This is a genomic window from Flavobacterium sp., from assembly GCF_965262375.1.
Classification (GTDB): domain Bacteria; phylum Bacteroidota; class Bacteroidia; order Flavobacteriales; family Flavobacteriaceae; genus Flavobacterium.
Genome location: NZ_OZ253527.1, coordinates 2,182,105 through 2,207,581, shown reverse-complemented (window position 1 = coordinate 2,207,581; position 25,477 = coordinate 2,182,105). Strand labels below are relative to the sequence as shown.

At 32.8% G+C, this 25,477-nt stretch carries 20 protein-coding genes and 2 tRNA genes; 10 read left to right on the top strand and 12 right to left on the bottom strand.

Annotated elements, in window-relative coordinates:
* Positions 1 to 194 precede the first annotated feature (194 nt).
* Positions 195 to 1,355 (top strand): MBOAT family O-acyltransferase, encoded by a 1,161-nt coding sequence (locus ACQY29_RS10300; RefSeq protein WP_428225098.1) that lies wholly within the window; start codon positions 195 to 197, stop codon positions 1,353 to 1,355.
* Between the two features lie 235 nt (positions 1,356 to 1,590).
* Positions 1,591 to 3,066: a hypothetical protein gene (locus tag ACQY29_RS10295; protein WP_428225097.1), complete on the top strand. Its 1,476-nt coding sequence runs from the start codon at positions 1,591 to 1,593 to the stop codon at positions 3,064 to 3,066.
* Between the two features lie 115 nt (positions 3,067 to 3,181).
* Here the strand turns inward: ACQY29_RS10295 and ACQY29_RS10290 are convergent, their stop codons facing one another.
* From ACQY29_RS10290 to rho, 9 genes are all read right to left on the bottom strand, one after another.
* On the bottom strand, positions 3,182 to 4,243 hold the full coding sequence (locus tag ACQY29_RS10290) for a nucleotidyltransferase domain-containing protein (RefSeq protein ID WP_428225096.1): 1,062 nt from the start codon (positions 4,241 to 4,243) through the stop codon (positions 3,182 to 3,184).
* A 301-nt stretch (positions 4,244 to 4,544) separates the two neighbouring features.
* Complete coding sequence (locus tag ACQY29_RS10285) at positions 4,545 to 4,949, bottom strand: hypothetical protein (protein WP_428225095.1); 405 nt, start codon at positions 4,947 to 4,949, stop codon at positions 4,545 to 4,547.
* Between the two features lie 162 nt (positions 4,950 to 5,111).
* Positions 5,112 to 7,778, bottom strand: a complete 2,667-nt coding sequence (locus tag ACQY29_RS10280) for a DEAD/DEAH box helicase (protein ID WP_428225094.1) — start codon at positions 7,776 to 7,778, stop codon at positions 5,112 to 5,114.
* Positions 7,778 to 8,716 carry a HamA C-terminal domain-containing protein gene (locus tag ACQY29_RS10275; RefSeq protein WP_428225093.1) on the bottom strand — a complete coding sequence of 313 codons (939 nt, stop codon included), beginning with the start codon at positions 8,714 to 8,716 and terminating at the stop codon, positions 7,778 to 7,780. Before ACQY29_RS10275 ends, ACQY29_RS10280 begins: the two co-directional genes overlap by 1 nt.
* A gap of 12 nt (positions 8,717 to 8,728) precedes the next feature.
* Entirely contained in the window at positions 8,729 to 9,475 is a 747-nt protein-coding gene (locus ACQY29_RS10270) for a nucleotidyltransferase domain-containing protein (RefSeq protein ID WP_428225092.1), read from the bottom strand.
* A 187-nt stretch (positions 9,476 to 9,662) separates the two neighbouring features.
* Positions 9,663 to 12,395, bottom strand: a complete 2,733-nt coding sequence (locus ACQY29_RS10265) for a M16 family metallopeptidase (protein WP_428225091.1) — start codon at positions 12,393 to 12,395, stop codon at positions 9,663 to 9,665.
* A gap of 114 nt (positions 12,396 to 12,509) precedes the next feature.
* On the bottom strand, positions 12,510 to 13,049 hold the full coding sequence (locus ACQY29_RS10260; protein ID WP_428225090.1) for a helix-turn-helix domain-containing protein: 540 nt from the start codon (positions 13,047 to 13,049) through the stop codon (positions 12,510 to 12,512).
* Between the two features lie 540 nt (positions 13,050 to 13,589).
* Positions 13,590 to 14,489: a metalloprotease gene (locus ACQY29_RS10255; protein WP_428225089.1), complete on the bottom strand. Its 900-nt coding sequence runs from the start codon at positions 14,487 to 14,489 to the stop codon at positions 13,590 to 13,592.
* 306 nt (positions 14,490 to 14,795) lie between these two features.
* Entirely contained in the window at positions 14,796 to 16,577 is a 1,782-nt protein-coding gene (gene rho, locus ACQY29_RS10250) for a transcription termination factor Rho (protein WP_428225088.1), read from the bottom strand.
* Between the two features lie 178 nt (positions 16,578 to 16,755).
* Between rho and ACQY29_RS10245 the strand changes: the two genes are divergently transcribed.
* From ACQY29_RS10245 to ACQY29_RS10235, 3 genes are all read left to right on the top strand, one after another.
* Positions 16,756 to 17,163, top strand: coding sequence for a DUF4293 domain-containing protein (locus ACQY29_RS10245; RefSeq protein WP_428225087.1), 408 nt, complete (start codon positions 16,756 to 16,758; stop codon positions 17,161 to 17,163).
* Positions 17,164 to 17,332: 169 nt separating this feature from the next.
* The gene (locus tag ACQY29_RS10240) at positions 17,333 to 18,001 is read left to right on the top strand and encodes a response regulator (RefSeq protein WP_428225086.1); all 669 of its coding nucleotides are present in this window, start codon (positions 17,333 to 17,335) and stop codon (positions 17,999 to 18,001) included.
* A 223-nt stretch (positions 18,002 to 18,224) separates the two neighbouring features.
* Positions 18,225 to 19,784 (top strand): ATP-binding protein, encoded by a 1,560-nt coding sequence (locus ACQY29_RS10235; RefSeq protein WP_428225085.1) that lies wholly within the window; start codon positions 18,225 to 18,227, stop codon positions 19,782 to 19,784.
* On the opposite strand, the gene ACQY29_RS10230 is transcribed toward ACQY29_RS10235, so the two are convergent.
* Positions 19,785 to 20,279, bottom strand: coding sequence for a metallophosphoesterase family protein (locus ACQY29_RS10230; RefSeq protein ID WP_428225084.1), 495 nt, complete (start codon positions 20,277 to 20,279; stop codon positions 19,785 to 19,787).
* Positions 20,280 to 20,375: 96 nt separating this feature from the next.
* Between ACQY29_RS10230 and ACQY29_RS10225 the strand changes: the two genes are divergently transcribed.
* Together ACQY29_RS10225 and ACQY29_RS10220 are read left to right on the top strand one after the other, a co-directional pair.
* On the top strand, positions 20,376 to 21,503 hold the full coding sequence (locus ACQY29_RS10225) for a cysteine desulfurase family protein (protein WP_428225083.1): 1,128 nt from the start codon (positions 20,376 to 20,378) through the stop codon (positions 21,501 to 21,503).
* A gap of 29 nt (positions 21,504 to 21,532) precedes the next feature.
* Positions 21,533 to 22,402 carry a glycerophosphodiester phosphodiesterase gene (locus tag ACQY29_RS10220; protein ID WP_428225082.1) on the top strand — a complete coding sequence of 290 codons (870 nt, stop codon included), beginning with the start codon at positions 21,533 to 21,535 and terminating at the stop codon, positions 22,400 to 22,402.
* A 316-nt stretch (positions 22,403 to 22,718) separates the two neighbouring features.
* On the opposite strand, the gene ACQY29_RS10215 is transcribed toward ACQY29_RS10220, so the two are convergent.
* Positions 22,719 to 23,117: an ExbD/TolR family protein gene (locus ACQY29_RS10215; protein WP_428225081.1), complete on the bottom strand. Its 399-nt coding sequence runs from the start codon at positions 23,115 to 23,117 to the stop codon at positions 22,719 to 22,721.
* On the bottom strand, positions 23,098 to 23,817 hold the full coding sequence (locus tag ACQY29_RS10210; protein ID WP_428225080.1) for a MotA/TolQ/ExbB proton channel family protein: 720 nt from the start codon (positions 23,815 to 23,817) through the stop codon (positions 23,098 to 23,100). Before ACQY29_RS10210 ends, ACQY29_RS10215 begins: the two co-directional genes overlap by 20 nt.
* Positions 23,818 to 23,967: 150 nt before the next feature.
* Between ACQY29_RS10210 and ACQY29_RS10205 the strand changes: the two genes are divergently transcribed.
* From ACQY29_RS10205 to ACQY29_RS10195, 3 genes are all read left to right on the top strand, one after another.
* On the top strand, positions 23,968 to 25,185 hold the full coding sequence (locus ACQY29_RS10205) for a bifunctional folylpolyglutamate synthase/dihydrofolate synthase (RefSeq protein ID WP_428225079.1): 1,218 nt from the start codon (positions 23,968 to 23,970) through the stop codon (positions 25,183 to 25,185).
* An 83-nt stretch (positions 25,186 to 25,268) separates the two neighbouring features.
* Positions 25,269 to 25,343 (top strand) — tRNA-Val (locus ACQY29_RS10200).
* A 40-nt stretch (positions 25,344 to 25,383) separates the two neighbouring features.
* A tRNA-Val gene (locus tag ACQY29_RS10195) sits at positions 25,384 to 25,458 on the top strand.
* Positions 25,459 to 25,477: the final 19 nt, after the last annotated feature.

The window sequence follows — 25,477 nt, the reverse complement described above, 5'->3', positions numbered from 1 at the left end:
GCAAAAGCTATTTAGACCGCGCTTATATTCTAAGTTTTTTCTCATTGTATTTTTTTTATAAAGCCAGTGGCAATTTTGTAGGTTTGGTTATTATCGCTGCCCTAGTAGATTATTGGCTCTCCATTTTTATCTATAAATTTCATACTAAAAAAAGACTCAAAAAAGCCCTGCTTATTTTCTGTATCCTTTTTAATTTGAGTTTACTTTTTTATTTTAAATACACTAACTTTTTTATTAGCCTGCTTAATGATTTCCATTTAGCACAAATAGATCCAGTACATATTTTACTTCCCATAGGTATTTCGTTTTATACTTTCGAAAATATTAGTTACGCCGTTGATGTGTATAAAGGCGAAATTAAACCCGAAAAAAACATAGCTAATTATGTGCTTTTCTTATCTTTCTTTCCCAAGTTAGTCATGGGACCTATAGTTAGAGCTAAAGATTTTATTCCTCAGTTAAAAAAAGAATATCATGTAAGTGCGGAAGATTTTTCTAAAGGGTTTTATTTAATTTTAAGTGGTTTAATAAAAAAACTAATCATTTCAGATTATATCACTCTAAATCTTGTCGATTATATTTTTGATGGTCCTCAATTACACAATGGTTTTGAATGTTTGATGGCTTTATATGGCTATGCCATTGTGATTTATTGCGATTTTAGTGGTTATAGTGACGTTGCTATCGGAATTTCAAAATGGTTAGGGATAACTATCCCATCTAACTTTGCCTCGCCTTATCAAAGTGTTTCACTTACCGAGTTTTGGCGAAAATGGCATATTTCCTTATCAACTTGGTTACGTGATTATTTATACATCCCTTTAGGAGGCAACAAAAGTGGAAAAATAAGAACCAATATCAATTTGTTTTTAACCATGCTTATCGGTGGATTTTGGCATGGAGCCAGTTGGAATTTTATCATCTGGGGTGCGCTACACGGATTCGGTTTAATTGTAAATAAATATTGGACTCAACTCTTTGGCAAATACCAAATCCTTCCTCGTGGACTTGTTCATTTAATTTATGGGGGTATCACTTTTCATTTCGTCTGTTTTTGTTGGATTTTCTTTAAGGCCGATAGCCTAGAAACCTCTTTAACGTTTATAAACCAAATTGCAAATCAATTTACACTAGAAGGCATCGATGCTTTTTTAATGAATTATAAAAATCCTATACTTATGATTGCTATAGGTTATTTGTTTCATTTAGTACCCGAGAATTGGAGTGTACAATTTGTAAAGATACAAGCTCGATTTCCGTTATTTTATCATGTTGCACTTACTTTAGCCTTTGTTGTATTATATTCCTTTTTTAAAGGAACAGAAGCTGTTATGCCCATTTATTTACAATTTTAGCTTCTGGTTAAACTAGATAAAATTTTTACAAAAGGAAACAACTAAATTTCTCAATTCACTAAGGGCTACTCTAAACAGTAAGCCCTTTTTTATTGCCGTTAAATTAAAGATACACAAGAAATTCAGAGATATTAACAATAATTTTATTAGTTTGCATCATAATTTTAAACAAACAAAACAAAAAGCTAATATTTTTTTAGTATTTTTCAATCTTAACTAACCAATCAAATTTACAATGAAAAAAAACTTTCCAATCAAAGCGATGGTTCTATCGCTTGCGAGTCTATCTTTTATGAGTTGTCGTGATACGTACAACAAACTTCCACAAGATGTAAAACCGATATGCGAATTAACTGATGCGGAATTCGATTCTTGGTTTAAATCAGGAACAAACACCGAAAATGGCATCGTAACACCCGCAAATAGTGTTGACTTTGTTCATGACAACAATTGTGACTTTTACAAATGGTCAGAACGTATGTTTTTATGGATGACTTCCAAAGAAGGAAACCAAACGGTATTTGAATCGCCTGAATTTTACACTGTTTCTCCAAAAGTTAACGGAAAAAGAGAATTAATTCCACATAAGCAAGGTCAGTTACTACGAGCGTACGCAAATGTGGATAAAACCAGTAGAATTGTAACGGAAGAAGGCCAAGCAACCGATGACGTGCTAATGGATGCTAATGGTGAATTAGTCTATTACATTTCAATGGTCAATGATGTTTATGCTGAATTTTTGAATGCCGTAAACCAAAAGAAAATGTCAGGCAGCACTTTTCCAACTACGAAAGCGGAAAGAGACAGTATTTTTAATTTTGCTAAAAACAATGGCGTGGTTTTAAAAAACCCGAACACTTTAGCTATTGAAATCAAAACTTCATGGGTAGATGTTTCTAAAGTAAAAAATCAAGAAGATTTTGTGACAATAGATGCCATGGTGCCTGTGTATAACAAGGTGAGCGACAAATTATGGATTATTAAAGGCGAAAGACAAACCAAGTTAGCGCTTGTGGGGATGCATATCGTAGGAAGTACCAATGGACATCCAGAAATGGTTTGGGCTACTTTTGAACATCAAAAAAATACACCAAATGCTGCCTATTCTTACTTAACCAAAGACGATAAAGTGAAGAATGTACCTGCAGATACAGGTAATAATTGGTTATTTAATACGAACCTAAGTGATGACCCTAATCAGTCGCACATGACATTCTCAGGAGATTCTATAAAAGCGAAAGAAGGCTATAAAATTACGCCAAGCAATACTGTTAGAACTAAACCTTGGGGCAGTGCAATAAATACACCTCCTAATCCAGAAGATAAATCTGTAGCGGCTGCAAATAGTGAAATCTTAGCCATTAACAATGCCGTACTTTCCAGACTTAAGGGTAAAGATGTTCGTAAAAACTATTTATTTATCGGAGCTACCTGGACTGCAAATGGCACTGCTCCCAATGGTAATAGCTACAATCCTAGTATTGATTCCTTAAAAATAGCTGGAGTAGCCATAGGAACGAGCCAACTGGCGAACTCTACGATGGAAACCTATATTCAAAATGGGGAAGAATATAATTACCAGGGGTCGTGCTTTTTATGTCACTCTAACAATGGCTTAAAACCAGATGATTTGAGTCATATTTACAACGGTTTATTAAAAGGCTTATCTGCCCCTCCGCAACGTGTGGGACAAAAAGTAGTTAAGAAATAAACCTCCGCATACAGAAAAAAACTGGCTAAAATATTTAGAACGAAGTACTTTAGTCCTTGTGGTACTATAAAATGCAACTGATAGAAATATTATTTTTTATTTCTATCAGTTTTTTTTATAAATCATATAACTCCTTTCTCATGTGTACCAAAACAGATTCGCCCCTAATTTTATTGGGCGCCTCTGGGAGTTGAGCCAAAGGATAAGTCATTTCAACAGCAGCTATCAATTGCTCGGCTTTTTGCATTAAAGCTTCATATTCCATGTTGCCCGCTTTGATGTTTAACAACTCCTCCCGATTACTTACTCGGATATTTATAGTACCTGATTGCGCAATTTGCAATGCCGATTGCAGCAAACGAACGGTATGCATCATATTCTTGCTATCGTAATTCTTCCCGTGGGATACATTCACATTGTATCGCTCTTCATTGCGTTTTGCTATCCAATCCCAATATTCCTTGTATTCTTTGCAATATTGCGAATAACCGTCTTGGTTGCAATACAAATAACCTATTGCCTTTTCATCTTTGGGAATGGAAGATAAGGCAACCTCATTGGACAGTTCTTTTTTAACAATTCCTTTGTAACCCAGCGATTGCTTTGCGTCATAAAACACCGCATACATTCCTCGAGAATGCGGAATATTTATGAGTCCACAGTGTGCTTGAGAATAATTCTCTGACATCAACCATTGCTTTAGGTCAATAGTGCTATGCCCTTGTAAAATAAAACAAAAATCTATTAACGACTTCCGTTCTTTATCCATCGGATTCACGATTTTCTTTTTGAGTCCGCGTGCCTTTTTAATTTGCGTCATGGCATAGCCTGCAAAAGTATCTTTACACAATTTAGACAAAAAATCTTCCAACCGTAAGTACTCCATAATAGGATGTTTGTACAAAATACAATCTTCTGGAGTGGCTAGCATTTCAAGAATATTCGGATTGTTTTTGAGCAACAGTTCCACAAATCTGCCCAATTCATAGTACACAATATCGTTGGTTTCGTTACTAATTTGTGGAATATATTCTAACCCAAAGAATTTATCTTTAGGCAAATAAAATACGCCTTTGATATCCGTATCTGAAGAAGGTGTATCTAATCCAAAGGCTTTGCTTCCCGCAATCACTTCGAAGAGGATAAGGTTTTGTGCTTTTAAATCTGCAATGTTCATGGCTTTCTATTTTCAAAGTACAAAGCTGCGAAAGAAGTACGTAATTATTTTGCGGAGTGGAGTTACGGGGTTGCTTAACTGCGAAGGTTTTGTATCTAGTTTGTCAATCCTTGTTTTTTTAACCGCAAAGGGCGTAAAGGTTTTTACAAAGTTCCTTCTCCTAGTTTGTCACACCTAGCAGTTTTAACCACAAAGAACACAAAGGTTTTCACTAGGTTCGCAAAGTTATTCCTCTCAGTTTGTCACTCCGACGTCAGGAGGAGTCTATATCAGTAATTCAATTATATAACCAAATAGTTACTTATCTCAAAAGAAAAAAATTATTTTCATTAAGTTCAAACTTTAATTCATTTAAAAAACAAAATTGTTCAACTTCATTAGCACTCAGGAATTGATAAAAATCCAACGAAAAATAGTCGCATAAAGCTCTAATGACTGTATAATTCATAAGTTCTGAAGATGTATCGATGGGAAACCAATGTATGTTATGTATTACAATTTCAAAATACTTATTGTACTTTTCTTTAAGACTATTTTGAAAGCTCTTAACTGCATTTTCTACAACATCCAGATAATGTTTCAATATACTTTTATCTTCAAAGAGGATTTTGCTTTGATTTTCTGTGAATTGTATTGTAAATGAAAGCCCAGCCATATATCCTCTTTGTTGAAATTGCCTTTTTATTAAATAATCTAATTTTTTCATTGTTTTATTTTTTGTTATACTAAGTCACACAAAGTAATGCACAATGTTTCACAAAGGTTTTTAACCGCAGAGTTCACAAGGGTTTTCTCTAAGTTCGCAAAGATTTAAAAAATATTTATGGATAAAATTTAATTCTAAAAGTCTTAAATGATTATTTTTTATTTATTCATTATTATCTAGCAAAAGAAAACCTTTTCTTTTTAAATACTTATTATAAATATTTTTAATTTTTAATTCCTTTTGTTTTGACAGCCATTCAATTGGATTTTCTGCTTCTTCTTCAGGAATTAATTTATATATTTTAATTGCGATTGATCTTGAAATACCTTTAGAAATTAATAGTAAAACCAAAGTATTACTTGTTCCTAATTCTAACATAGTTGGTAAAGAAATACTAAGTTTATGCTTTTCTAATTCTTCTTCGTTAAGAATAAATTTCAATATATCTGATAGTAGCTTTGTGTACTTTACTAAAACATAACTTATAATTGAAGAGTAAACTTTAATAACTTCTTTTATTGTTTTATTTATATCATTTTTATTTTCTTTATCTATTATACCTTTTTTGTCTGCATTAAAACTTATCTCTCTAATTATAAGCTCTTTAAAACCTCTATTATCTAACCATAATGTCGCATAAAAAACCATTTGAGATAATGATCTAGATATGTCATGCTTAAAATAAGCTTCATTATTAAAATCGAAAACTTCATCAAGTTTAAATAAAATATTTTTCAACTGACCATAAAAATTGCTTTCCTCATGACTCTTCGTTATTAATATTTCTTTTTTCCATCTTGCGTAAAAATTTTTATGATCGTGAAAAACCCATTTTTCAATTCCTTCATTTTTAATTTTTAAATAAAGTTCATTTTGCAGTTCTGGATCAATACTTGGATTAAGTTTTACCAATTCACTTGGGATTTTAATTCCTTTTAACCTTTCAGAGAGATTTTCAACTATCAAATTAATTGAATCTTCATCTACATTTTTATTATTAAGATAATCAATAAGGTTTTGTTCTCCTTTGAGGTATTTTAATTTTAAAAAAATAACTCCAAATTCATTTTTTTTGTTGTTAGCATCTAATGGTTGATTTAAAGCAGCAATTAATTCATTAATAGGATACTTTAGAATTTTATTAATAGCAGGAGTAATCTCTTTATCAGGTTCGTTTTCAAAAAACTCTTCAGCCCAATCTTCATCATTTTTCTCTAAACATATTATTGTGCCTGTAAGAGCGTCTCTGATTCTTCCTGCTCTTCCAACAATATTTCCAAATTCAAATTTACTTAGATCGTTTCCATCCTTTTTGGGGTATGGTATAAAAACTTTTTCTGCAGGTAAATTAACTCCTTCTACTAATGTAGAAGTACATATAATATTATCAAGATAACCATTTGCAAAAAGATATTCTAATTCACCTCTAATAATCTCAGGTAACTTACCATGATGAAATGCAGACTTAACCTTTAATGTATCAATTAAATAATAATCTGAATGTATCTCTTCTTTAATTAAATCAATTAATTCAAGTATTTCATTACTTAAAATAAATTTTTTATCATCATTGTTTTTTGATTTTGCTAAATAGATTGCAAAATCTTCTACATAATTAGCCTTAGGTAGATAAATGATATTTTTGCTTTTATCTCCAAATCGTAATAATATTTTAACTGTTGTTTTAAGTTTATTTTGCACAACATCTTTTCCATAATCAAAATCAATTGGAACTTCAATAGTATTTATCAATTTCTCTTGAAAAAATATCTTAGAAGTTATTGAATTATTGTTTTTGCTAGGTTTAAATGATATTTTTAACTGAAAGACAGGCGAAAACATTGTTTTTAAATTTTCACTAACTTCTTTAAACATTAATTTTAACAATACATCTGGATTATCTAAAAATGGTCCTGCAATTACCTTTCTTGATCTAAACCAATAAGTTTCAATCTCATTTATTAAATATTCAAAAAGAAAACCTCTATTCCCATCATCTTCAATATTTTGTACTTCATCAATAAAAATTAAATCAGGTGAGAAATCATTCTCATAAGAATACTGCATTAATTTTAAAGTTCTTTCTGGTGTTAAGATAAATATCTCTTTATTTGTAAATTGTCCTTTATCTCTATTTTCTTTTTCAATAAAAGCTGTATTTATGCTAACATCATTACCTAATATTTTCTTAAAATCTTCAGATACTTGAGAAATTAAAGCTCTAGTTGGCACAATATAAACCACATAAAACGAATCCTTGTTTAAAAAAGTTTGTCTAATATAGTTTTGAATAATGAATGATTTTCCTGCTGAAGTAGGTGCTGATATTGCAGTGTTATAATTTGTTTTTGTTAAAACATTCCACAAATGTTTTTGATAATCAGAACCTAAAATTTTACCATTTCCACTCTCTATTTCGTTTAATGCAATTTTTGAACCTAATTCAAAATCCATTATTGTCCCGAAACTTATATTAAACAAAAGATTTCCTGTAATTGAATTAATTGTCATTAATTCCTTAAAAAATCTAGATGCAATTAAATTACCTGATCTAGATAAAATTATATAAGCCGTTTTTCTGTATTCTTGAGAATCATATTCAAGAAAGAGAGCAATTCCAAATACAGAACTTAAATATTTATCTTCCTCTTCAGTACTTGTAGAAATAATACTTGCTAACCATATCGATTTGTCAAGTATATCTTTTTCAATTATGACTTTTTCTTTTTCAATCTGCAACTCTGAATAAAATCTATTAGTTATCAATGCGTTCAAAACTTGATTGAAAACAGGATGGTTTTTGGCAGATTCAATAGTTAAATTGCTCATTATTCTTTTCTTTCAAATTTTTTTCCATTATGAAAAACTGCGTAACACTCTTCTCTAAAAGAGCTAACATCATCAACAGGCATCATAAAAAATTCAAATGTTATATTATTAATTTCAGATAAGGATGCTTTAATATAATTTGATCTTCGCTTTATCATTGATTTTAAAAAAATTAAAACTTGTTTTTCTATTTCTAGAATATTTTGTGAAATTATTTCTTTGATTTTACCTTCTTTATACATTAAGAAAGCTGGGTAACAAATCTTATATTCCTGAAATTCAATTTGCTTTGTTCTAAGACTTTGGTAAATAAGATCCAAATCATTTTCATCAAGATTATTTAGATCTCGACTTAGATGTTTTTTTGCAACTTCTAATTCTCTATCAATTGATTGAGGATTATTTATATACCTTTTTAGTGAATCTAGAGCTTCTCCAGCACATCCATAGAAGTTATTCTTCATTTTTGATTCACCTAATAATAAAGTTGCTTGACCATTTATATTACCAATAAAAATCCCATCTGAACCCTTTACTTGATCATTATTATTATATGTTTGTGAAATTTTATGAACTATCATAGGTGCTTGCAAAACCGCTTCAATAAATAAATATAAAATTAGCTCACCATATCTTCCATCCGTTAAAGGATCAATATCTCCAAAGTAACTTAATGCTTTATCAGTAGGTGTGTATCCATCCTCAATAAGTTCTTTAATATCTTTTTCATCAAAGACATAATGTGCAGCAGCCTCATATAGATGATTTATAAAATCTGAATCATCAAGACCATTATCATTATATTTTAAACTGTAGAATTTTATTTTTACTTCATCAGAAATTGCTACTTCTTCATTTAAAATAAACAAATCAAAAAAGAAATCTCTATTAACTTTAAGTAACTTCTCCCAATTAATATCGCTTATTTTTTTTGTCATTCTACTTAACTTTTATTGAATAATTCCTTTAAACACCCCATCCAACTCCTCACTTCTCTTCTTCCCGCTCCCTAGCCCACTCGCTTTTTCCTGATTAAACGCTATCGTTTCTAGTAGGAAGTTAGTTATTATTTCTTCTTTAGGATGCCAATAGTCTTCGTCTTGGTTGGCTTTTATTTCCAGCAATTCGTTTATTTTTTCGTGTATTACTGGTGGAGCTATAGGTAGCAATTCCTTAAAAGCTACAAGAGGAAAACTGTTCTTTTCTATAATCCATGTTCCTGCTAGAGCCGTGCGTAAAGCATAAAAATAACTCTTGAGCTTTACTTGGTCTTGGTTACAGGCATCCATAAACTTCTTAGTGGTACCTAGATAATGGTGCAAACAGGCTATGGGCGAAAAACAGTCTGCAGCAAGCGCACGCAGGGGCGCAATAGTAGCCGTATTTTCATAATATACCACAGGACTATAGAGCCACTCGAGCAAAGGTGCATTGGATTTTGCTAATAACCTTACGGTTTTCCGTAAATCCCAACCGCTACCGTCTAACTTATCGACGGTCATAAACTCGATGGTATCAGCTTGTTCCCAAAGGGATAGGTAATACGCCAGGTCGTGTTTGTAGATAAAACGGATGTCGTAATCGCTATCAGACGAGGCAAAGCCCCAGGCGCGACTGCCGGATTCGACCGCATAGAGGATTTCTACATTTTTCTCCAGCGCGACTTCATGTAGTTTGTTTCGTAGTTTAGTTTGCATGTTTCTCAAATTTAATACTTTTCGTTTTATACCCAAATGATTTATCAAGAAACAAAATAAAAAAGGGACTGCGTAATTATTTTGCGTGGTTCATGCCAGATGGTTAATAGGGTACATTTTTGAGACTTTACCGCATAAAAAAAGCTGCCCAAAAAAGGCAGCTTCTGTCAGATATTATGCAAAAGGATTAGTTTTTGAAATCTCCTGAATAAATAAACTGGGCTTTGTCTAAAGTGATATATTTTTTAACCACTTCATTGATTTGTTCCACTTTAAGTTGGTCTACTTTAGCTTCTAAAGCATCAAAGTCTTCCAGTGGAGTTCCGTGATTAAGCTTGTTGTTAATCAAATTCATCAGGTAATTATCGGAACCTAAATCGGTTTTTCTTTGATTTTTCCAACCTCCTAAAGCGCTAGTAAACTCTGCTTGTGTAAATCCGTTGCTTGAACCAGCTTTTTGGATTTCATCTGTCATAGCTTCTTCCACTTTGGTTAACTTCGTTGGATTAAAAAATGCGTAGAAACCTATCGAAGAGGCATCATTATCAGTAGAAACTTCAAGATATGAACCAGCACCATACGAAATACCTTCTTTTTCTCTTAAACGCATCGGAATACGAGAAGTCATAAAACCACCACCAAACATTTCATTTGCCATCAACATTGCAGGGTAATCGGCATGCTTAGTATCCATTACAAAATTGATTTTACCAGCTACTGCAGCATTTTCCTTATCACGAATTACAATTTTTTCGATTCCTTTTTGTGAAGCAAAATTAGTAGGTTGAACTTTTTTGTAAGTCGATTTAGAAGTCCAACTTCCAAATGTCTTGTTAACTAAGTCACTAACTTCTTTTTCTTTGACATTCCCCACGATGGTACCAAAACCATTGTTAGAACCTAAAATAGTTTTATAAAACGTTACTAACTGTTCTCTTGTAATCGTATTTAAGGCTGCTAGTTTTTCATCAGGCGTAGGCAGATAAAAAATATGTCCTTTGGCATAAGGATTTGCTTTACGTTCTACAGTTTCAAAAGCTACATTTTGAGGATCGTTTTTATAGGTTTCTATTTGTGTCTTATCTTCTGTAATGGTTTTAGCCAATTCCGCCTCAGGAAATACCGAGTTAGTTAATAAGTCTTGAAGCAAATTGAATGTAGGAATAATATGTTCTTCGTACGTGTTTACACGTACCTGCAACGTTTGTCCTGAAAAGTAGCAGGTAATATCACTTTTCATTTTATCCAATGCATCCTGAATTTGCTCTTTGGTTTGAGTAGTCGTTCCTGATTTCAGCATTCTAGCTACTACATAGCCTAGTTCTGATTTTCCAGCTAAATCGTCAGCATTACTTACTGGGAATTTAAAGTTGGCCACAACTTTTTTACCTTTAATTGGTTTTTTCAAGATGGCATACTTTAAACCTGTAGATAGCTGGAATTCAATGGTATTGTTTTTAATATTAGCAATCGTAGTTTCAAAAGCTACATTTTCTTCGGTAACAGCTTTTCCTTTGTAGGATTGCGTTAAATTAGCGATGGTTTGATCAGCAATTTCAACCGATTTTACACGTTCTTCTTCTTTAGAAGGAATAAAAACACCATAGGTACGGTTGTTAGCATTAAAATACTTTTTAGCTACTCTTTCTACATCAGCAACGGTCAATTTTTCAATCGCATCACGATACAAAAGTCCTAAACGGTAGTCGCCTGCCCCAATAATTTCGGTCAAGGCAATAGCATAGTTTATCGTGTTATTTTGAGTGTTTTCAAGACTTTTCAAGATTTTAGCTTTAGCTCTATCTACATCTGCCTGAGTAAATGCTTTGTTCTTGATGTTGTCTAATTCTGTTAAAAATATAGCTTTAGCTTCCTCTAATTTTTTATCTTTTGGTACAGCAACATTGAATAATAAATAACTCGCATCGCGCACCTGAGGTTGGTAAGCATACAAACTAGATGCTTTTTGACTTTCTACCAATGCTTTATATAAATATCCAGAGGGATCTGCCGTTAATATTTCTACTATGGCATCAATAACAGCATAATCTTGGTGCGCAAACGGTACGGTGTGATATACTGCTTGTAGGGCTTGTACATCGCCATTACGTTTTAACTCTACATAGCGTTCACCATCTTGAGCAGGTTCTACCGTATAGGTTTTTTCTAATGTACGTGAAGGACGCTTAATGGTTGCAAAGTATTTGCTAATATACTCTAGCGCTTTATCTGTATTAAAATTACCTGCCACCACTAAGGTTGCATTATCAGGTTGATAATACTTCTCATAGAAAACACGTAACGTTTTAGCTTTTACTCTTTCAATATCTTCCTTAGAGCCAATAGTACTATTTCCATAATTATGCCATAGGAAAGCGGTAGATATTAAACGCTCCGACAATACACTCTCTGGAGAATTTTCGCCAATTTCAAACTCGTTTCTTACCACAGAGAATTCTTTATCTAAATCTTGTTGCAAAATGGTAGCATTAATCATTCGGTCAGCTTCCATTTCCAAACTCCATTTTAAGTTTTCATCTGAAGCTGGGAATACTTCATAGTAATTTGTTCTATCAAACCAAGTTGTTCCATTAGCATTACCTCCTTTAGAAGATAGTTCTTTTTTTATATCGGAAATTTTTTTGGTGCTTTTGAATAACATGTGTTCAAGTAAATGCGCCATTCCTTTTTCGCCATAACCTTCGTGTCTTGAACCTACGTTGTACACAATATTGACTAACATATTACTTTGGCTTGCATCAGGCAACAAAAGTATTTTTAATCCGTTTTTTAAGCTATATTCTTTGATTCCCTCGACAGAACCCACGAATACAGGTTTTTCGACAGCTACAGGACTTTTTTTCTGCGCTGCTACTTGCATCCCCACCGCAAGGCAGGAAACTAATAAAAGTTTCTTCATTTTTTTATTTAATTAATTTTTGCAACATAGTGCATACCATTTACAAAAATAAGTCTGTGCAGGTAAAGCACCATCCTCTTAACAACGTTTTAACAGTGAAAATATTTTACAAATTTAAAGGTAGCTTGAAAGTAGTTCTTGCAAACGTATTAATTCGTTTTGCAAATTTTCAATTTGCAATTGATATTTAAGTTGTTGCAATGGACCGCTTATTTTTATTTTGTCTTTAGCAAGCAAACGCAACCATCGGGCAGTTTGTTGCTCATCTGAATTTTGTTGCTTCCCTTCATTGTCAAAATAGGTAGCTAATTGCAAGTTAGCAAGAGCTTTTTTGTATTTATGCTCTAAACTTGTCAATTTGCTGGTGCTTTTGTGTAGTTGCAATTCCTTTTTTTGAATTTCTTTTTCTAAAAAAGCTTTGATCTCATCTTTTAATACTAACTGATCTGGAAATGTATTCGATTCTTGTAATTTTTTAAATACATAGTTGTACCACCGAGATAACTCAAGCATAGCCATAGTAGGTAAATCCCGCTGTCCTATTTCATACATTGCTATGACACCGGGATGAATGCTGAGCAATTGTGCCAATTCTAATTGGGAAACCCCTAAAGTTTCACGCAATTCATTCCTTCTGTTTGTTTTCTTTCTCATACATAGGTGCTAACAAAAATCATGTCATATTGAAGGGTTGTGAGATTTTTTTTAAAAAAAATCATTTTCTAACCACTCTGTTAGAATTTTTCTGTGAGGTTTATTTTTCTCACAACTTTTTTCTCACAACTTTGTGTATTCTTTTTTTAAAAAATTGAAAATAAATCGCTACTCATTTATATACCAATTAAAAACTACAGTCCATATTACACCCTTTTAACTTTGAAATCACCAACATTCAAATGTCTTCTAAAAAATATTATTTGTAGTCCAATAACATAATTTTGAAGATTGTTCCCTTGAGCAGACCATAGGAGTGTCAAAGGATTGTACTTTTTTAAAAGGAAAGCTTAAAACTAAAATGGTATTACTAGCAAAAGTGCAAAACTTTAAATATTAAGACCTCAATGCAAATTGCAAAAAGTAGGTGAAGTACTTTCTAAAAAAAAATGAGCCCGATACTGGATCGAGCTCATTCTAAAAAAATTCCCATTATATTAAACTTGAAATTGTACTCCACTATCGAGAGTCAACCATTGCTTAGTTCAAATTGAAGTATTCTTGATCAGACATTTGACCATTTTTAATGCGCATTAACTCATCCATATGCAACATAATACGACTGTGAATAGCCTCATCAATATTAGCTGGTTTAGCCATACGGTAAGTACCCGCTAAGACACCTTCGTAGTAATAGAAGAAATTGTAATCAAAATCTTTAGCATTTAACTTAGGATTAGAAGCATCTGCTAATAAGAATCCTAAACGTACAGCCGAACGTCTTTGTGCAGGTAAACCATGGTGCCCTGAGCTAGTAGTGTTTTTATCACCAATAGATGCAGCAAATTCATAAGCTGTTGAAATTTGCGCGAAACTTGTTTTGCCGTATCCTCTACGTAAATAATAGCCTGCCATTCCATCAGCCTCTAATTCACCTGAGCGAACAGTAGATTCTGTCTTAGAAGGCAAATTGAATGCATATTGCAACTGATGTCCATACTCATGTGCTAAAATCATCACATTAATTAAATTAGTAGCATCTTTAGATTTTGCATCTTTAAAAATACCTTCACCAAAATAAATTTTTCCATTGCTGTACGAAATGGCGTTATACGTTGAATTCCAGTCTTTACCATTGTTTACAAATCTGAAAGTGGGGGCTGCTACGGTAGCACCTCTCCAAAAAGTTTTGATGGCTGTGTTTTGACCAGACAAGAAAGTAGCATCAGCAGAAGTACCTGCAGCGGCAGTTAGTGTTGTAGACAATTTTGCCGTTGAAGGCCAATTAGAGTCTACATAACCACAGTCTCTTTCGATTCCTTGAGCTTGCTCTAAAACTTCTGCAATAGGAGTTTCTTCATTAGTAGCCGTTTCTTTTGTACAAGAAAACAAAGTCATTACAAATAATGCACTTAAAACGGTCAATTTTTTCATTTTCATAAATTATTGGGTTAAAATGTTAATGATACAAAAATAATAAAGCTATTCTCATTTCACTGTAGAATAAATTCTACACCTCCAAATAATTAATGCTTTTCAAGAATTATTTATTAATAATCAATAAATAAAGTTATACAGTTAACATATTTAAACCAAACAACACACTCCCCTAACAAACAACTATAAATCAACACATTGCAAACAAAAAAAAAGTATATTGAAAAAATCCAATATACTTTTTATAAAAATTAAGCAATACTGTTAAATAACAGTTTTAGTGCCTTATCAATTTATTTACTTTTAATTTTAATCATTCATCGAAATTAAGAACTCCTCATTATTACGAGTTTGTTTAAAACGTTGATTGATAAATTCCATCGCTTCTACAGAATTCATATCGGCAAGATACTTACGCATAATCCACATACGTTGAATGGTTTTTTCATCAAGAAGTAAATCATCACGACGCGTACTTGAAGAAGTTAAATCAACCGCTGGGAAAATACGACGGTTAGCAATTTTACGATCCAACTGTAACTCCATGTTACCTGTACCTTTAAACTCTTCAAAAATTACCTCATCCATTTTTGAACCTGTATCAGTCAGCGCAGTAGCAATAATACTTAACGAACCTCCATTTTCTACATTACGAGCCGCACCAAAGAAACGTTTTGGTTTTTGCAAAGCATTTGCATCTACCCCTCCACTCAATACTTTTCCAGAAGCTGGCTGTACCGTATTATAAGCGCGTGCTAAACGTGTTATAGAATCTAGTAGAATCACTACATCATGACCACACTCTACTAAACGTTTGGCTTTTTCTAAAACTATATTAGCAATTTTCACGTGTTCTTGTGGTTCGCGGTCAAAAGTTGAAGCTACCACTTCCGCACGTACACTACGTTGCATATCAGTTACTTCCTCTGGACGCTCATCTATAAGCAAAACAATCATGTATACCTCAGGATGATTAGCCGCAATAGCATTAGCGATATCCTTTAACAACATAGTTTTACCAGTTTTAGGTTGTGCCACTATCATACCACGTTGTCCTTTTCCTATAGGTGAAAACAAATCGATAATACGTGTAGATATAGTACTTTGTTTTTCTGCTAATTTGAACTTTTCTGTTGGAAAAACAGGTGTTAAGTGATCAAAAGATACTCGGTCTCTAACTACTTGAGGATCGTGTCCATTGATTTTTAAGACTTTAATTAAAGGGAAATACTTCTCACCTTCTTTAGGTGGACGAACAACTCCCTTAACAGTATCTCCTGTTTTTAATCCAAACAATCTGATTTGTGAAGTAGATAAATAAATATCATCTGGTGAAGCTAGGTAGTTATAATCTGATGATCGTAAAAAACCATAGCCATCAGGCATCATTTCTAAAACACCTTCGGTTTCAATAATCCCATCAAACTCATAATCAGGCTCTTTGAAATTAGTTGTCTTTTTAAACTTCTGATTCTGATTATTGTTGTTACGATTTTGATGTTGCTGATTTTGATTTGGATTAGATTGTGGTGCATTTTGAGTCTCAGCATCGACCACAATAGCAGTCTCTTCAGTACTACTTACAGCAACTACAGGCTGTATTACTTCAGTCACATCGGCTGTTTGTGAAACTTCAATTATATTTTTTTCAATGTTTTCCGTAACAACAGAATCATTTTTCATTTTATCCTTGCTAAACTTTGGATTTCTAGGCTTCACCTCAGTAGGCTCAACCGTATTTTCATCTGCAGCAACAGGCAATTCCTTTTTGGTTTTTTCTAACCTTGGACGTCCTTTTTTTAAAGTTTTGTTTTCTGTTTCTGTTTCAATTACCACCTGGTTTTCCTCGGCAGTTTCAACAGCTTGCTCCTCTTTAGATTCTTTTACCGAACGGGCACGCTTAGGCTTAGGCGTTTCAGCAACACTATTTGCCTCAGGAGTTAATTTTTCGGGGTTTGAAGCTTGAAAATCAAGAATTTGATATACCAACTCATCTTTTTTGAGAGTTTTGAAATTTTTTATCTTGGCCGCTTTTGCAATCTCTTGCAATTCGTTCAGCTTCATTTCTTTTAAAACAGAAATATCAAACATAAAGTATGGTTAGCTTAAAAAAATAATTGGGATTAAAATAATGTAATTTAATTTGAATCTTATGTTCCGTAGTATGAAGTGCTTACGGATTTATAGTGCAATAATACAAATTTTTATTCAGCAAACAATAGTTTTTTCAAAAAGAAACTATATTTTTGTAATCGATATAATACAATTTATGATTCAGAGAATACAAAGCGTATATTTAATTTTCACTTTAATTACAGTGGCTGTTTTGCCTTATATATTCCCTTTATGGAGCCTGAACGGGGTAAAAGAATATTTTATGAGCAATATGACTTATACCGTTTTGTTTGGCTTAAGTACTGCTTCTACTGTCATTAGCTTATTATCGTACAAGAAAAGACAAAATCAATTTGTACTAAACAGATTGAACATGATATTAAACTTAATTTTACTAGGATTATTTGTGTATCGTACACTAAGTGTATCTGGAGGAGCTCCGGCTCCTGAGAAGGGTATTGGGATGTTCTTACCTATCTTATCTATCTTATTGTTAGTATTAGCTAACAAGGCCATAAAGAAGGATGAAGATCTCGTAAAATCTGTGGATCGATTACGATAAACCTATCATCTTAGTTTATTAGTGCGACCGAATCCCGAAGTTTAGCTTCGGGATTTTTTTTTGTTTAAAACTAATTTTATCACTAAATTTAGTGATATAAAAATCATTAAATCAGGGTATTTTAAGGCTCTGTGAAAAGGATTACATTTGATTACTAAAAAACTTGATTATGAACACCAAAATCAAAATTCATCTTGCTGATGACCATCAAGTATTGATAGATGGTTTATTAGCAGTATTAAACAATCACCCTGATTACGAGGTTGTAGGCTACTCCCTTAATGGCGAAAATCTTGTACAGCGTGTAGCCAGAAACGATGCACATATTTTGATCATGGACATCAATATGCCTGAAAAAGATGGTATTCAGGTATTAAGAGAATTTAATGAAAAAGGATTTACTTGCAAAGTAATTGTTTTATCCAGCTATGATGACCCTAAATTAATACAAGAAGTAATAAAATTAGGTGCTAGTGGGTATCTAACTAAACAATGTGCGGGTGACCATATTTTAGACGCAATCAATTCCGTAGTATTAGGACAACAATACTTTTCAGATGTGGTAAAAGAAAAAATATTTCAGCTCTTCACCGTAAACAACACGGCTACTAACGAACAAAATACCGAGGAAATCATTGCCAGTATAACCGATCGAGAACTAGAAATACTCAATTACATATGTGAAGAAATGAGTGGTAAAGAAATAAGTGAACAACTAAAAATCAGTCCTAATACAGTAGAAACGCATCGCAAAAATTTAATGAAAAAAATAAATGTAAAAACTACTGTGGGCTTAGTGATGTTTGCCACCAAACACCACCTAGTTAAAGTAGAATAACCCACCCTCAAACTAAATCTAACCCAAACTTAACCTACTGTTGCTAAAAAAACTTCTACATATTTACTTTTTATCTTTTTGTTTTCATTCGATTTACGGTCAAATTAAAACAGATTCTATTGCATATTATTTACAACACGGAAAACATTTAAAAGCAATAAGCTACTCAAACAAACAGTGCAGTACATTTTTAACACACAAAAAATATACTGACTATTGCCGGATGATGCACAAAAAAGCAGAAATTTTTGAGAACATCAACGATCCAGAAAATGCTTTAAAAACACTTTTTGAGTATGGAAAAATAGCTGAAGAACATAATTTAAGCAACAATCTTGCACACTTTTACTTAAAAGTGGCTAACATAAACAGTACCAATTTAAATTTCACAACTGCAAAAAAGTTTTTATACAAAGCTAAAAAAACTGTAGCTACACTAAAATCAGATACGCTTCAAGCTGCTTGCTTTCAAGCATTTTTCAGATATCACTCCTATGTTCAATCGGATAGCGCTAAATACTATCTTGATAAAACCGAACTTGCCACTAAAAAAAGTAAAAAAATTACGGATTTAGCAAAATTCTATATCAATTCATACAATTATTTTGACAACCAAAGCAACGCTGAGAAAGCTAAGATTTACATTGAAAAAGCATTAAACTTAACAAGTAAACTCGAGGATTCAAAAATTAAAAACCACATCATTGTTAACTACGGTTATTTTTTATTAATGCAAAAAAAATATGTAGAATCCATTAAATTGTATCGCAATTTTTTAAAATCACTCAAAGAAGGTCATGATGTAACTAATAAATCTGACGCATTAATCAACCTAGCTTATGGTTATGAAATGATAGGCGATTATAAATCTGCTTTATTTTACACCAACCAATACATTGAATCGCAAGAAACAATCTTGACTGGCAAAAATAAAAAGCTAAACGAAAACCTAGAAAACCAATTTGATTTAGCCTTAACTGAAGCCAAATACAAAAAAGCACATTTAGCTATTTTAGAACAACAACGCAAAAGCGAACGCGTGTTTTATCTTCTAGCCACCTTAGTAATTTTGACAGGAGGTATTTCTTATTTCTTTTATCAAAATTTAAAACTAAAACAAAGCTATAAGATGACTAGCTTTCAAAATGATTTGCAAAACCATATCATTAGCGCCACTATAGATGGGCAAGAAAAAGAAAGATCCCGAATTTCTGAAGTTTTACATGATAGTGTGAGCGCTACACTTTCTTCAGTAGGTCTGCATTTGTCTGCTTTTGAAACCTCTTTAAACGAGAACCAACGAAAAGAATTACTAAAAACACGCGCCTTATTAAAACAAGCACACGATACTGTACGCGATTTATCTCACGATTTGATCCCCCCGTTATTAGTGAAATTTGGATTACAAATGGCACTGAAAGATTTATGTGAAAATCATTCAAATACCCTTATAGATTTTCGTTTTATGAGTCAACTGCCATCAAACCGAAAATACCATCATGAATTAGAAGTTAAATTTTTTTATATTGTTTCTGAATTATTAAACAACATTATCAAACATGCTGATGCTCATAACGTAATTTTAAAATTGACTGAACAAAACTCTAAATTGAAAATAAATATTCAAGATGATGGCAAAGGATTTAATGTAAAAGAAAACATTACAGGTTTTGGAATTACTCAAATTAAAGCCCGCATTGATAGTATGAACGGTACTTTCAAAATAATTTCAGCGGAAGGCGAAGGCACTTTAATTAGAATTACAATTCCCATTATTGACTAACTATCTTTTACCAAGCTCAACAACTTCCAACTCCTTTATCGCATCGCCATCAACAATAAAACGCAACATCGTTCTTACCTGATGAAAACCGCTTTTACCTACAGCTCCAGGATTCATATGAATCAAATTAAGTGTCTTATCAAATTGTACTTTTAGAATATGTGAGTGCCCGCAAATGAAAAGTTTTGGCGGGTTATTTTTTAAATCTTCGCGAATCTCTGAATTGTATTTACCTGGATAACCACCAATATGTGTAATCCAAACATCGACTTTTTCGCAAAAAAAACGATTATGTAATGGAAATTCCGCACGAGCCGCTGTACCATCTATGTTCCCAAATACAGCACGCAAGGGCTTCATAGCTTTGATGGTATCAGTAACTATCAAATTACCAATGTCACCCGCATGCCACACTTCATCAGCCCATGAAACATATTTAAGAATAGCTTCATCTATATGGCCATGAGTATCGGAAAGTAAAAGTATTTTTTTCAAGAAATAGTTTTTTTACAGCAAAAGTATAAAATTACTAAATTTGGAGTCTATGAATTTTAGGAATTCTATACTTAAAATTTATTTTAAACCATTACAATGAAAAAAGTTTATCTCGATAACGCATCCACGACTCAAATATACCCTGAAGTCATTACAGAAATGACTAAAGTACTTACCGAAACCTACGGCAATCCTTCATCTTCCCACGCTATTGGCAGAGAGGCTAAAAACATACTGGAATTATCTAGAAAAAGTATTGCTAAAATTATCAATTGCAATGCACATGAAATTATATTTACTTCTTGCGCTACAGAAGCAAACAATTTGATTTTGCAATCTGCCGTAAAAAACTTAGGCATACAGCGAATTATTACCAGTAAAATGGAGCATCATGCTGTATTACATACCGTTGAAATTTTGCAAACCACCCATGATTTAAAAGTAGACTATGTAGCCATAAAACCTGATGGCACCATAGACTACAGCGATCTTGAAGAACTACTAAGCCAAAACGGTAAAACCTTAGTGAGTTTAATGCAAGTAAACAACGAAATTGGTACCGTTTTAAATTTGGAAAAAGTAGTTCAATTGTGTAAAAATACTAACGCTCTATTTCATACAGATGCAGTTCAAGGCATTGGAAAAACCAAAATTGACCTAACTCATTTGCCTATCGATTTCCTGGTAGCAAGTGCCCATAAATTTCACGGCCCTAAAGGAGTTGGTTTCGCTTTTATTCGCAAAAACATCATTTTACAACCCCTTATTTTTGGAGGAGAGCAAGAAAAAGGAGTTCGAGCTGGGACGGAAAGCTTACACAATATCGCTGGAATGGCAAAAGCGCTGGAAATTACTGTCGCCAACCATGAAATTGATAAAACACATATCCGTGATTTAAAAAACTATTTGCTCGAAAAAATTAAATCTAACTTCCCAGATTGTCATTTCGCAGGAAATCCAGAAAACACGCAACATAACATCGTAAATGTCATTTTACCTTTTGATGAAAGTAAAGCTGGAATGATCGTATTTCTGATGGATATGCATGGTATTGCCATTTCAAGAGGCAGCGCTTGCCAATCAGGCAGTTCTAAGCCTTCGCATGTACTAGAAACTTTCATAGCGAATGAACTCTTAAAAAGACCAAACATTCGCATTTCACTATCTAAGTACAATACTTTTGAAGATATAGACTTAGCTATTGAAGCACTGAAGAAAATATAACGCCAACAAGTCAACAACATCCAATTATTATGAAAAAAATAGCTTTACTCCTATTGCCTCTATTGGGCATGGCCCAACAATTTGATTTACAAGGACATCGTGGTTGTCGTGGTTTACTCCCAGAAAACACTATTGAAGCTATGAAAAAAGCCATTGATATTGGGGTCACAACCTTAGAAATGGATGTTGTTATTTCAAAAGACGGAAAAGTAGTAGTATCCCATGAACCATTTTTGTCCCATGAAATTTGCTTGGATTATACCAACAAAGAAATTACAGAAGCTACAGAACAATCGTACAATTTATACCAAATGAATTACAACGAAATCAAAGCTTGTGACTGTGGAAGTAAAATACATCCTAGATTTTTAGAACAGCAAAAAATAAAAACATATAAACCCCTACTGACAGAGGTTATTGATACCGTAGAGCGCTATTTGAAAGAAAAATACCCCAACAGAAAATTATTTTACAACATTGAAACCAAAACTACCCCAGAGGGCGATCGTATTTTTCATCCTGAACCTAAGGAGTTTGTTGATAAATTAATGGCAGTACTCAAAGAAAAGAAAATTCTTAGCAAAACATTTATCCAATCTTTCGATACACGAACACTCAAATATCTACACCATAATTACAGAGGAATTAAGACTATTCTTTTAGTAGAAAACAAAGAAAACTATTTACAAAATTTGAAAAACCTAGGTTATGCACCTAAAGTATATAGTCCAGACTTTCACTTGCTAACTAAAGAAATAGTGAATGATTTACACCACAAAAAAATTAAAGTCATTCCATGGACAGTAAATTCCATTGAAGACATGCAAAGTGTGATCACTTTAGGAGTAGACGGATTAATCACAGACTATCCTAATCGTTACTTTGAATTGAAGAAATAAAAAAAGCCTTTAAAGATCAAGTAAACTTGTTTTTAAAGGCTTATAACTATTCAGCCTACAAATACTCATTCTCTTTTGCCACGAATTACACAAATTTGTACGAATTATTATATTGAAAATAAGCTTACGTTTAAATTACACTAATTCTGATCCGTACAAAAGCTCGATTATTTATACTTATTTAAATAAAACGTTTTCCATTCGGTTACATTATGGTGAAGAATTTGTGCAAATTTGTGTAATTCGTGGCTTAAAAAATAAATGGCAGAATAGCTACTCTTTTATGATGTAATCCAAATAAGTACAAACTAATTTATCATTTAGACGCATTAGTAGCAATTACAAATTTCAACTTGTTTTTCACTCCTATCTGTAAAACGTCCACTAAATCCTGAACTTGCAAATTATAAGGAATACGAACTACCACCGCTTGCTCTTTATTCGTGCCTATTTTAGTTAAAAGTTGTTGCTCTAAATTTTCAAATGCAACTTCCTGCTTGTCTATATAATACCTTTTCTCTTCGGTTACAGACAAACTAACCAGCTGTTTATTCGTTTTTTCATTATTTTTAGAACTAGGCAAGGTCATTTTAATCACATTAGGATTTGCCAAGGTTGAAATAATAAGAAAAAACAACAACAAGAAAAACATGATATCGCTTAATGAACTTGTAGCCACTTCGGCTTCAAAACGCTTATTTCTTCGAATCGGCATTGGGTCTCTGAATTATGTTAACGAATTCTAATACGTGACGTTGCATGTTTAAGGAGTAATTATCAATCATACTATTGTATAAATGATAGGCTGAATATGCTATAATCCCCACTATCAAACCGGCACCACTACTAATCATTTTTTCATATAAACCTCCTGAAATATTACCTATGCTAATATTTTCAGTAACTGATATGCTATAAAAAATTTTAATAACTCCTGAAATTGTTCCGATAAAACCTAAAGTTGGCGCAATACCAGCAATTAACCCCAGAGTGGCTAATTTCTTTTCCATTTCACCTATTTCAATATTGGCAACTTTTTCCATGTTCGATTCTATTTCAGCAATAGGACGACCAATGGTTCTTATACCTTCCTGAATTACATTAGCAGAAGCAGCTCCATCACGCTCAGTTGCTGTAATTGCTAAATCTATATTTCCATTATTCAAATGCGTACGTATGTCTTTTAACAAATGAGGATCATGTTTAGTAGCTTTTTTAATATAAAAATAGCGCTCAACAATCACATAAATGGTATAAAACAGTAAGGCAGCAATAGGAATTAAAAAGAAACCGCCTTTAAAAATAAATTCGAATACAGAAATTTCTTTGGTTGTAGCAATATTTTCTACCACAGCACCTGTAGCTTGTGCTACCGTATCAGTAGCTTGTTGGGTTTGTAATAAAAATCCAATCATGGGCAATTAAACTTTATTTATTTTAAAATTTATTTCAATTTTGCATTAAAGATATAATCTCTAATTATAAAACTAAAATTTTTACTTTTTATTTTAGAAAAAATTAGAAACATTTTTTAGCATTTCAATTTTACTTTAAAAAAGAAAGCCATGAATTACCACGAAACTACCCAATGGATGTTCGCTCAGTTGCCTATGTATCAACAACAAGGCGCTTCAGCTTATAAAAAAGATTTGACCAACACTATTTTATTAGCAAATCATTTAGGAAATCCAGAAACAAAGATAAAAACCATTCATATAGCAGGAACCAATGGCAAAGGATCAACTTCTTCAATGCTTGCTTCAGTACTACAAGAAGCAGGATATAAAGTTGGCTTGTATACATCACCGCATTTGAAAGATTTTCGAGAACGCATAAAAATCAATGGCGTCATGATCTCGGAAGATTTTGTAGTTTCTTTTATAGAGCAAAACAAATCATTCTTTGAAGAAAATAATCTGAGCTTTTTTGAAATGACCGTAGGTTTAGCTTTTGAATATTTCGCAAAAGAAAAAGTTGACGTAGCCGTTATAGAAGTTGGCATGGGTGGACGATTGGATTCAACTAACATCATTACTCCATTGGTATCCGTAATAACTAACATAGGTTTTGACCATACTCAATTTCTTGGAAATACTCTAGAGAGTATTGCTACAGAAAAAGCAGGAATCATAAAACCCACAATACCTGTGATAATAGGAGAATATACTCCTGAAACAAAAAAAGTATTTACTCAAATAGCAGAAACCAACCAATCGCCTATTCACTGGGCATCTGATAGCGTTACTATAGATTATCCATGTGGTTTATTAGGTGACTACCAAAGTCATAATAAGAAAACAGTCATTCAAACCGTAAGTATATTGGAAAATCACTTTCAAATCACGGAGGAAAACTTAAAAACAGGTCTTTTGAATGTAGTAAACAACACGGGGTTGTTAGGTAGATGGCAACAAATTAATGAGACACCAAGAGCAATTTGTGATACCGCACATAATAGTCATGGACTGAAAATTGTTCTAAATCAACTCCAAAAACAGAAGTATGAAAAGCTTTTTTTTGTTTTAGGCGTGGTTAACGATAAAGATTTGGATGACATTTTACCATTATTTCCAAAAAATGCGCACTATATTTTCACAAAACCTAATGTACCAAGAGGATTAGAAGCAACAGCATTAAAAGCAAAAGCAGAACAGTATGGATTGACCCATAACGAAATATCTAATTCTGTTTCAGAAGCTTATAAACTAGCATTGAACAAAGCCAATGCAAACGATTTGATTTATATAGGTGGTAGTACCTTTGTGGTTGCAGAAATTGTGTGATTTTTTTTAATTTTTTCTTGAAAAAACAAAAAACTGTCCTATATTTGCACCCACAATAACGGAAGACACGCTTCTTGTTTATTGGGCGATTAGCTCAGCTGGTTCAGAGCACCTCGTTTACACCGAGGGGGTCAGGGGTTCGAATCCCTTATCGCCCACTACAGAAACTTAAAAGTTTCAAACGTTCAAAATTTTATCGGGCGATTAGCTCAGCTGGTTCAGAGCACCTCGTTTACACCGAGGGGGTCAGGGGTTCGAATCCCTTATCGCCCACTACAGAAACTTAAAAGTT

Excerpts from the sequence above, each read along its gene's own strand:
- ACQY29_RS10295 (WP_428225097.1), top strand. The coding sequence starts at position 1,591 with ATGAAAAAAAACTTTCCAATCAAAGCGATGGTTCTATCGCTTGCGAGT.
- ACQY29_RS10290 (WP_428225096.1), bottom strand. The coding sequence starts at position 4,243 with ATGAACATTGCAGATTTAAAAGCACAAAACCTTATCCTCTTCGAAGTG.
- ACQY29_RS10285 (WP_428225095.1), bottom strand. The coding sequence starts at position 4,949 with ATGAAAAAATTAGATTATTTAATAAAAAGGCAATTTCAACAAAGAGGA.
- ACQY29_RS10280 (WP_428225094.1), bottom strand. The coding sequence starts at position 7,778 with ATGAGCAATTTAACTATTGAATCTGCCAAAAACCATCCTGTTTTCAAT.
- ACQY29_RS10275 (WP_428225093.1), bottom strand. The coding sequence starts at position 8,716 with ATGACAAAAAAAATAAGCGATATTAATTGGGAGAAGTTACTTAAAGTT.
- ACQY29_RS10270 (WP_428225092.1), bottom strand. The coding sequence starts at position 9,475 with ATGCAAACTAAACTACGAAACAAACTACATGAAGTCGCGCTGGAGAAA.
- ACQY29_RS10265 (WP_428225091.1), bottom strand. The coding sequence starts at position 12,395 with ATGAAGAAACTTTTATTAGTTTCCTGCCTTGCGGTGGGGATGCAAGTA.
- ACQY29_RS10260 (WP_428225090.1), bottom strand. The coding sequence starts at position 13,049 with ATGAGAAAGAAAACAAACAGAAGGAATGAATTGCGTGAAACTTTAGGG.
- ACQY29_RS10255 (WP_428225089.1), bottom strand. The coding sequence starts at position 14,489 with ATGAAAATGAAAAAATTGACCGTTTTAAGTGCATTATTTGTAATGACT.
- rho (WP_428225088.1), bottom strand. The coding sequence starts at position 16,577 with ATGTTTGATATTTCTGTTTTAAAAGAAATGAAGCTGAACGAATTGCAA.
- ACQY29_RS10245 (WP_428225087.1), top strand. The coding sequence starts at position 16,756 with ATGATTCAGAGAATACAAAGCGTATATTTAATTTTCACTTTAATTACA.
- ACQY29_RS10240 (WP_428225086.1), top strand. The coding sequence starts at position 17,333 with ATGAACACCAAAATCAAAATTCATCTTGCTGATGACCATCAAGTATTG.
- ACQY29_RS10235 (WP_428225085.1), top strand. The coding sequence starts at position 18,225 with ATGATGCACAAAAAAGCAGAAATTTTTGAGAACATCAACGATCCAGAA.
- ACQY29_RS10225 (WP_428225083.1), top strand. The coding sequence starts at position 20,376 with ATGAAAAAAGTTTATCTCGATAACGCATCCACGACTCAAATATACCCT.
- ACQY29_RS10220 (WP_428225082.1), top strand. The coding sequence starts at position 21,533 with ATGAAAAAAATAGCTTTACTCCTATTGCCTCTATTGGGCATGGCCCAA.
- ACQY29_RS10215 (WP_428225081.1), bottom strand. The coding sequence starts at position 23,117 with ATGCCGATTCGAAGAAATAAGCGTTTTGAAGCCGAAGTGGCTACAAGT.
- ACQY29_RS10210 (WP_428225080.1), bottom strand. The coding sequence starts at position 23,817 with ATGATTGGATTTTTATTACAAACCCAACAAGCTACTGATACGGTAGCA.
- ACQY29_RS10205 (WP_428225079.1), top strand. The coding sequence starts at position 23,968 with ATGAATTACCACGAAACTACCCAATGGATGTTCGCTCAGTTGCCTATG.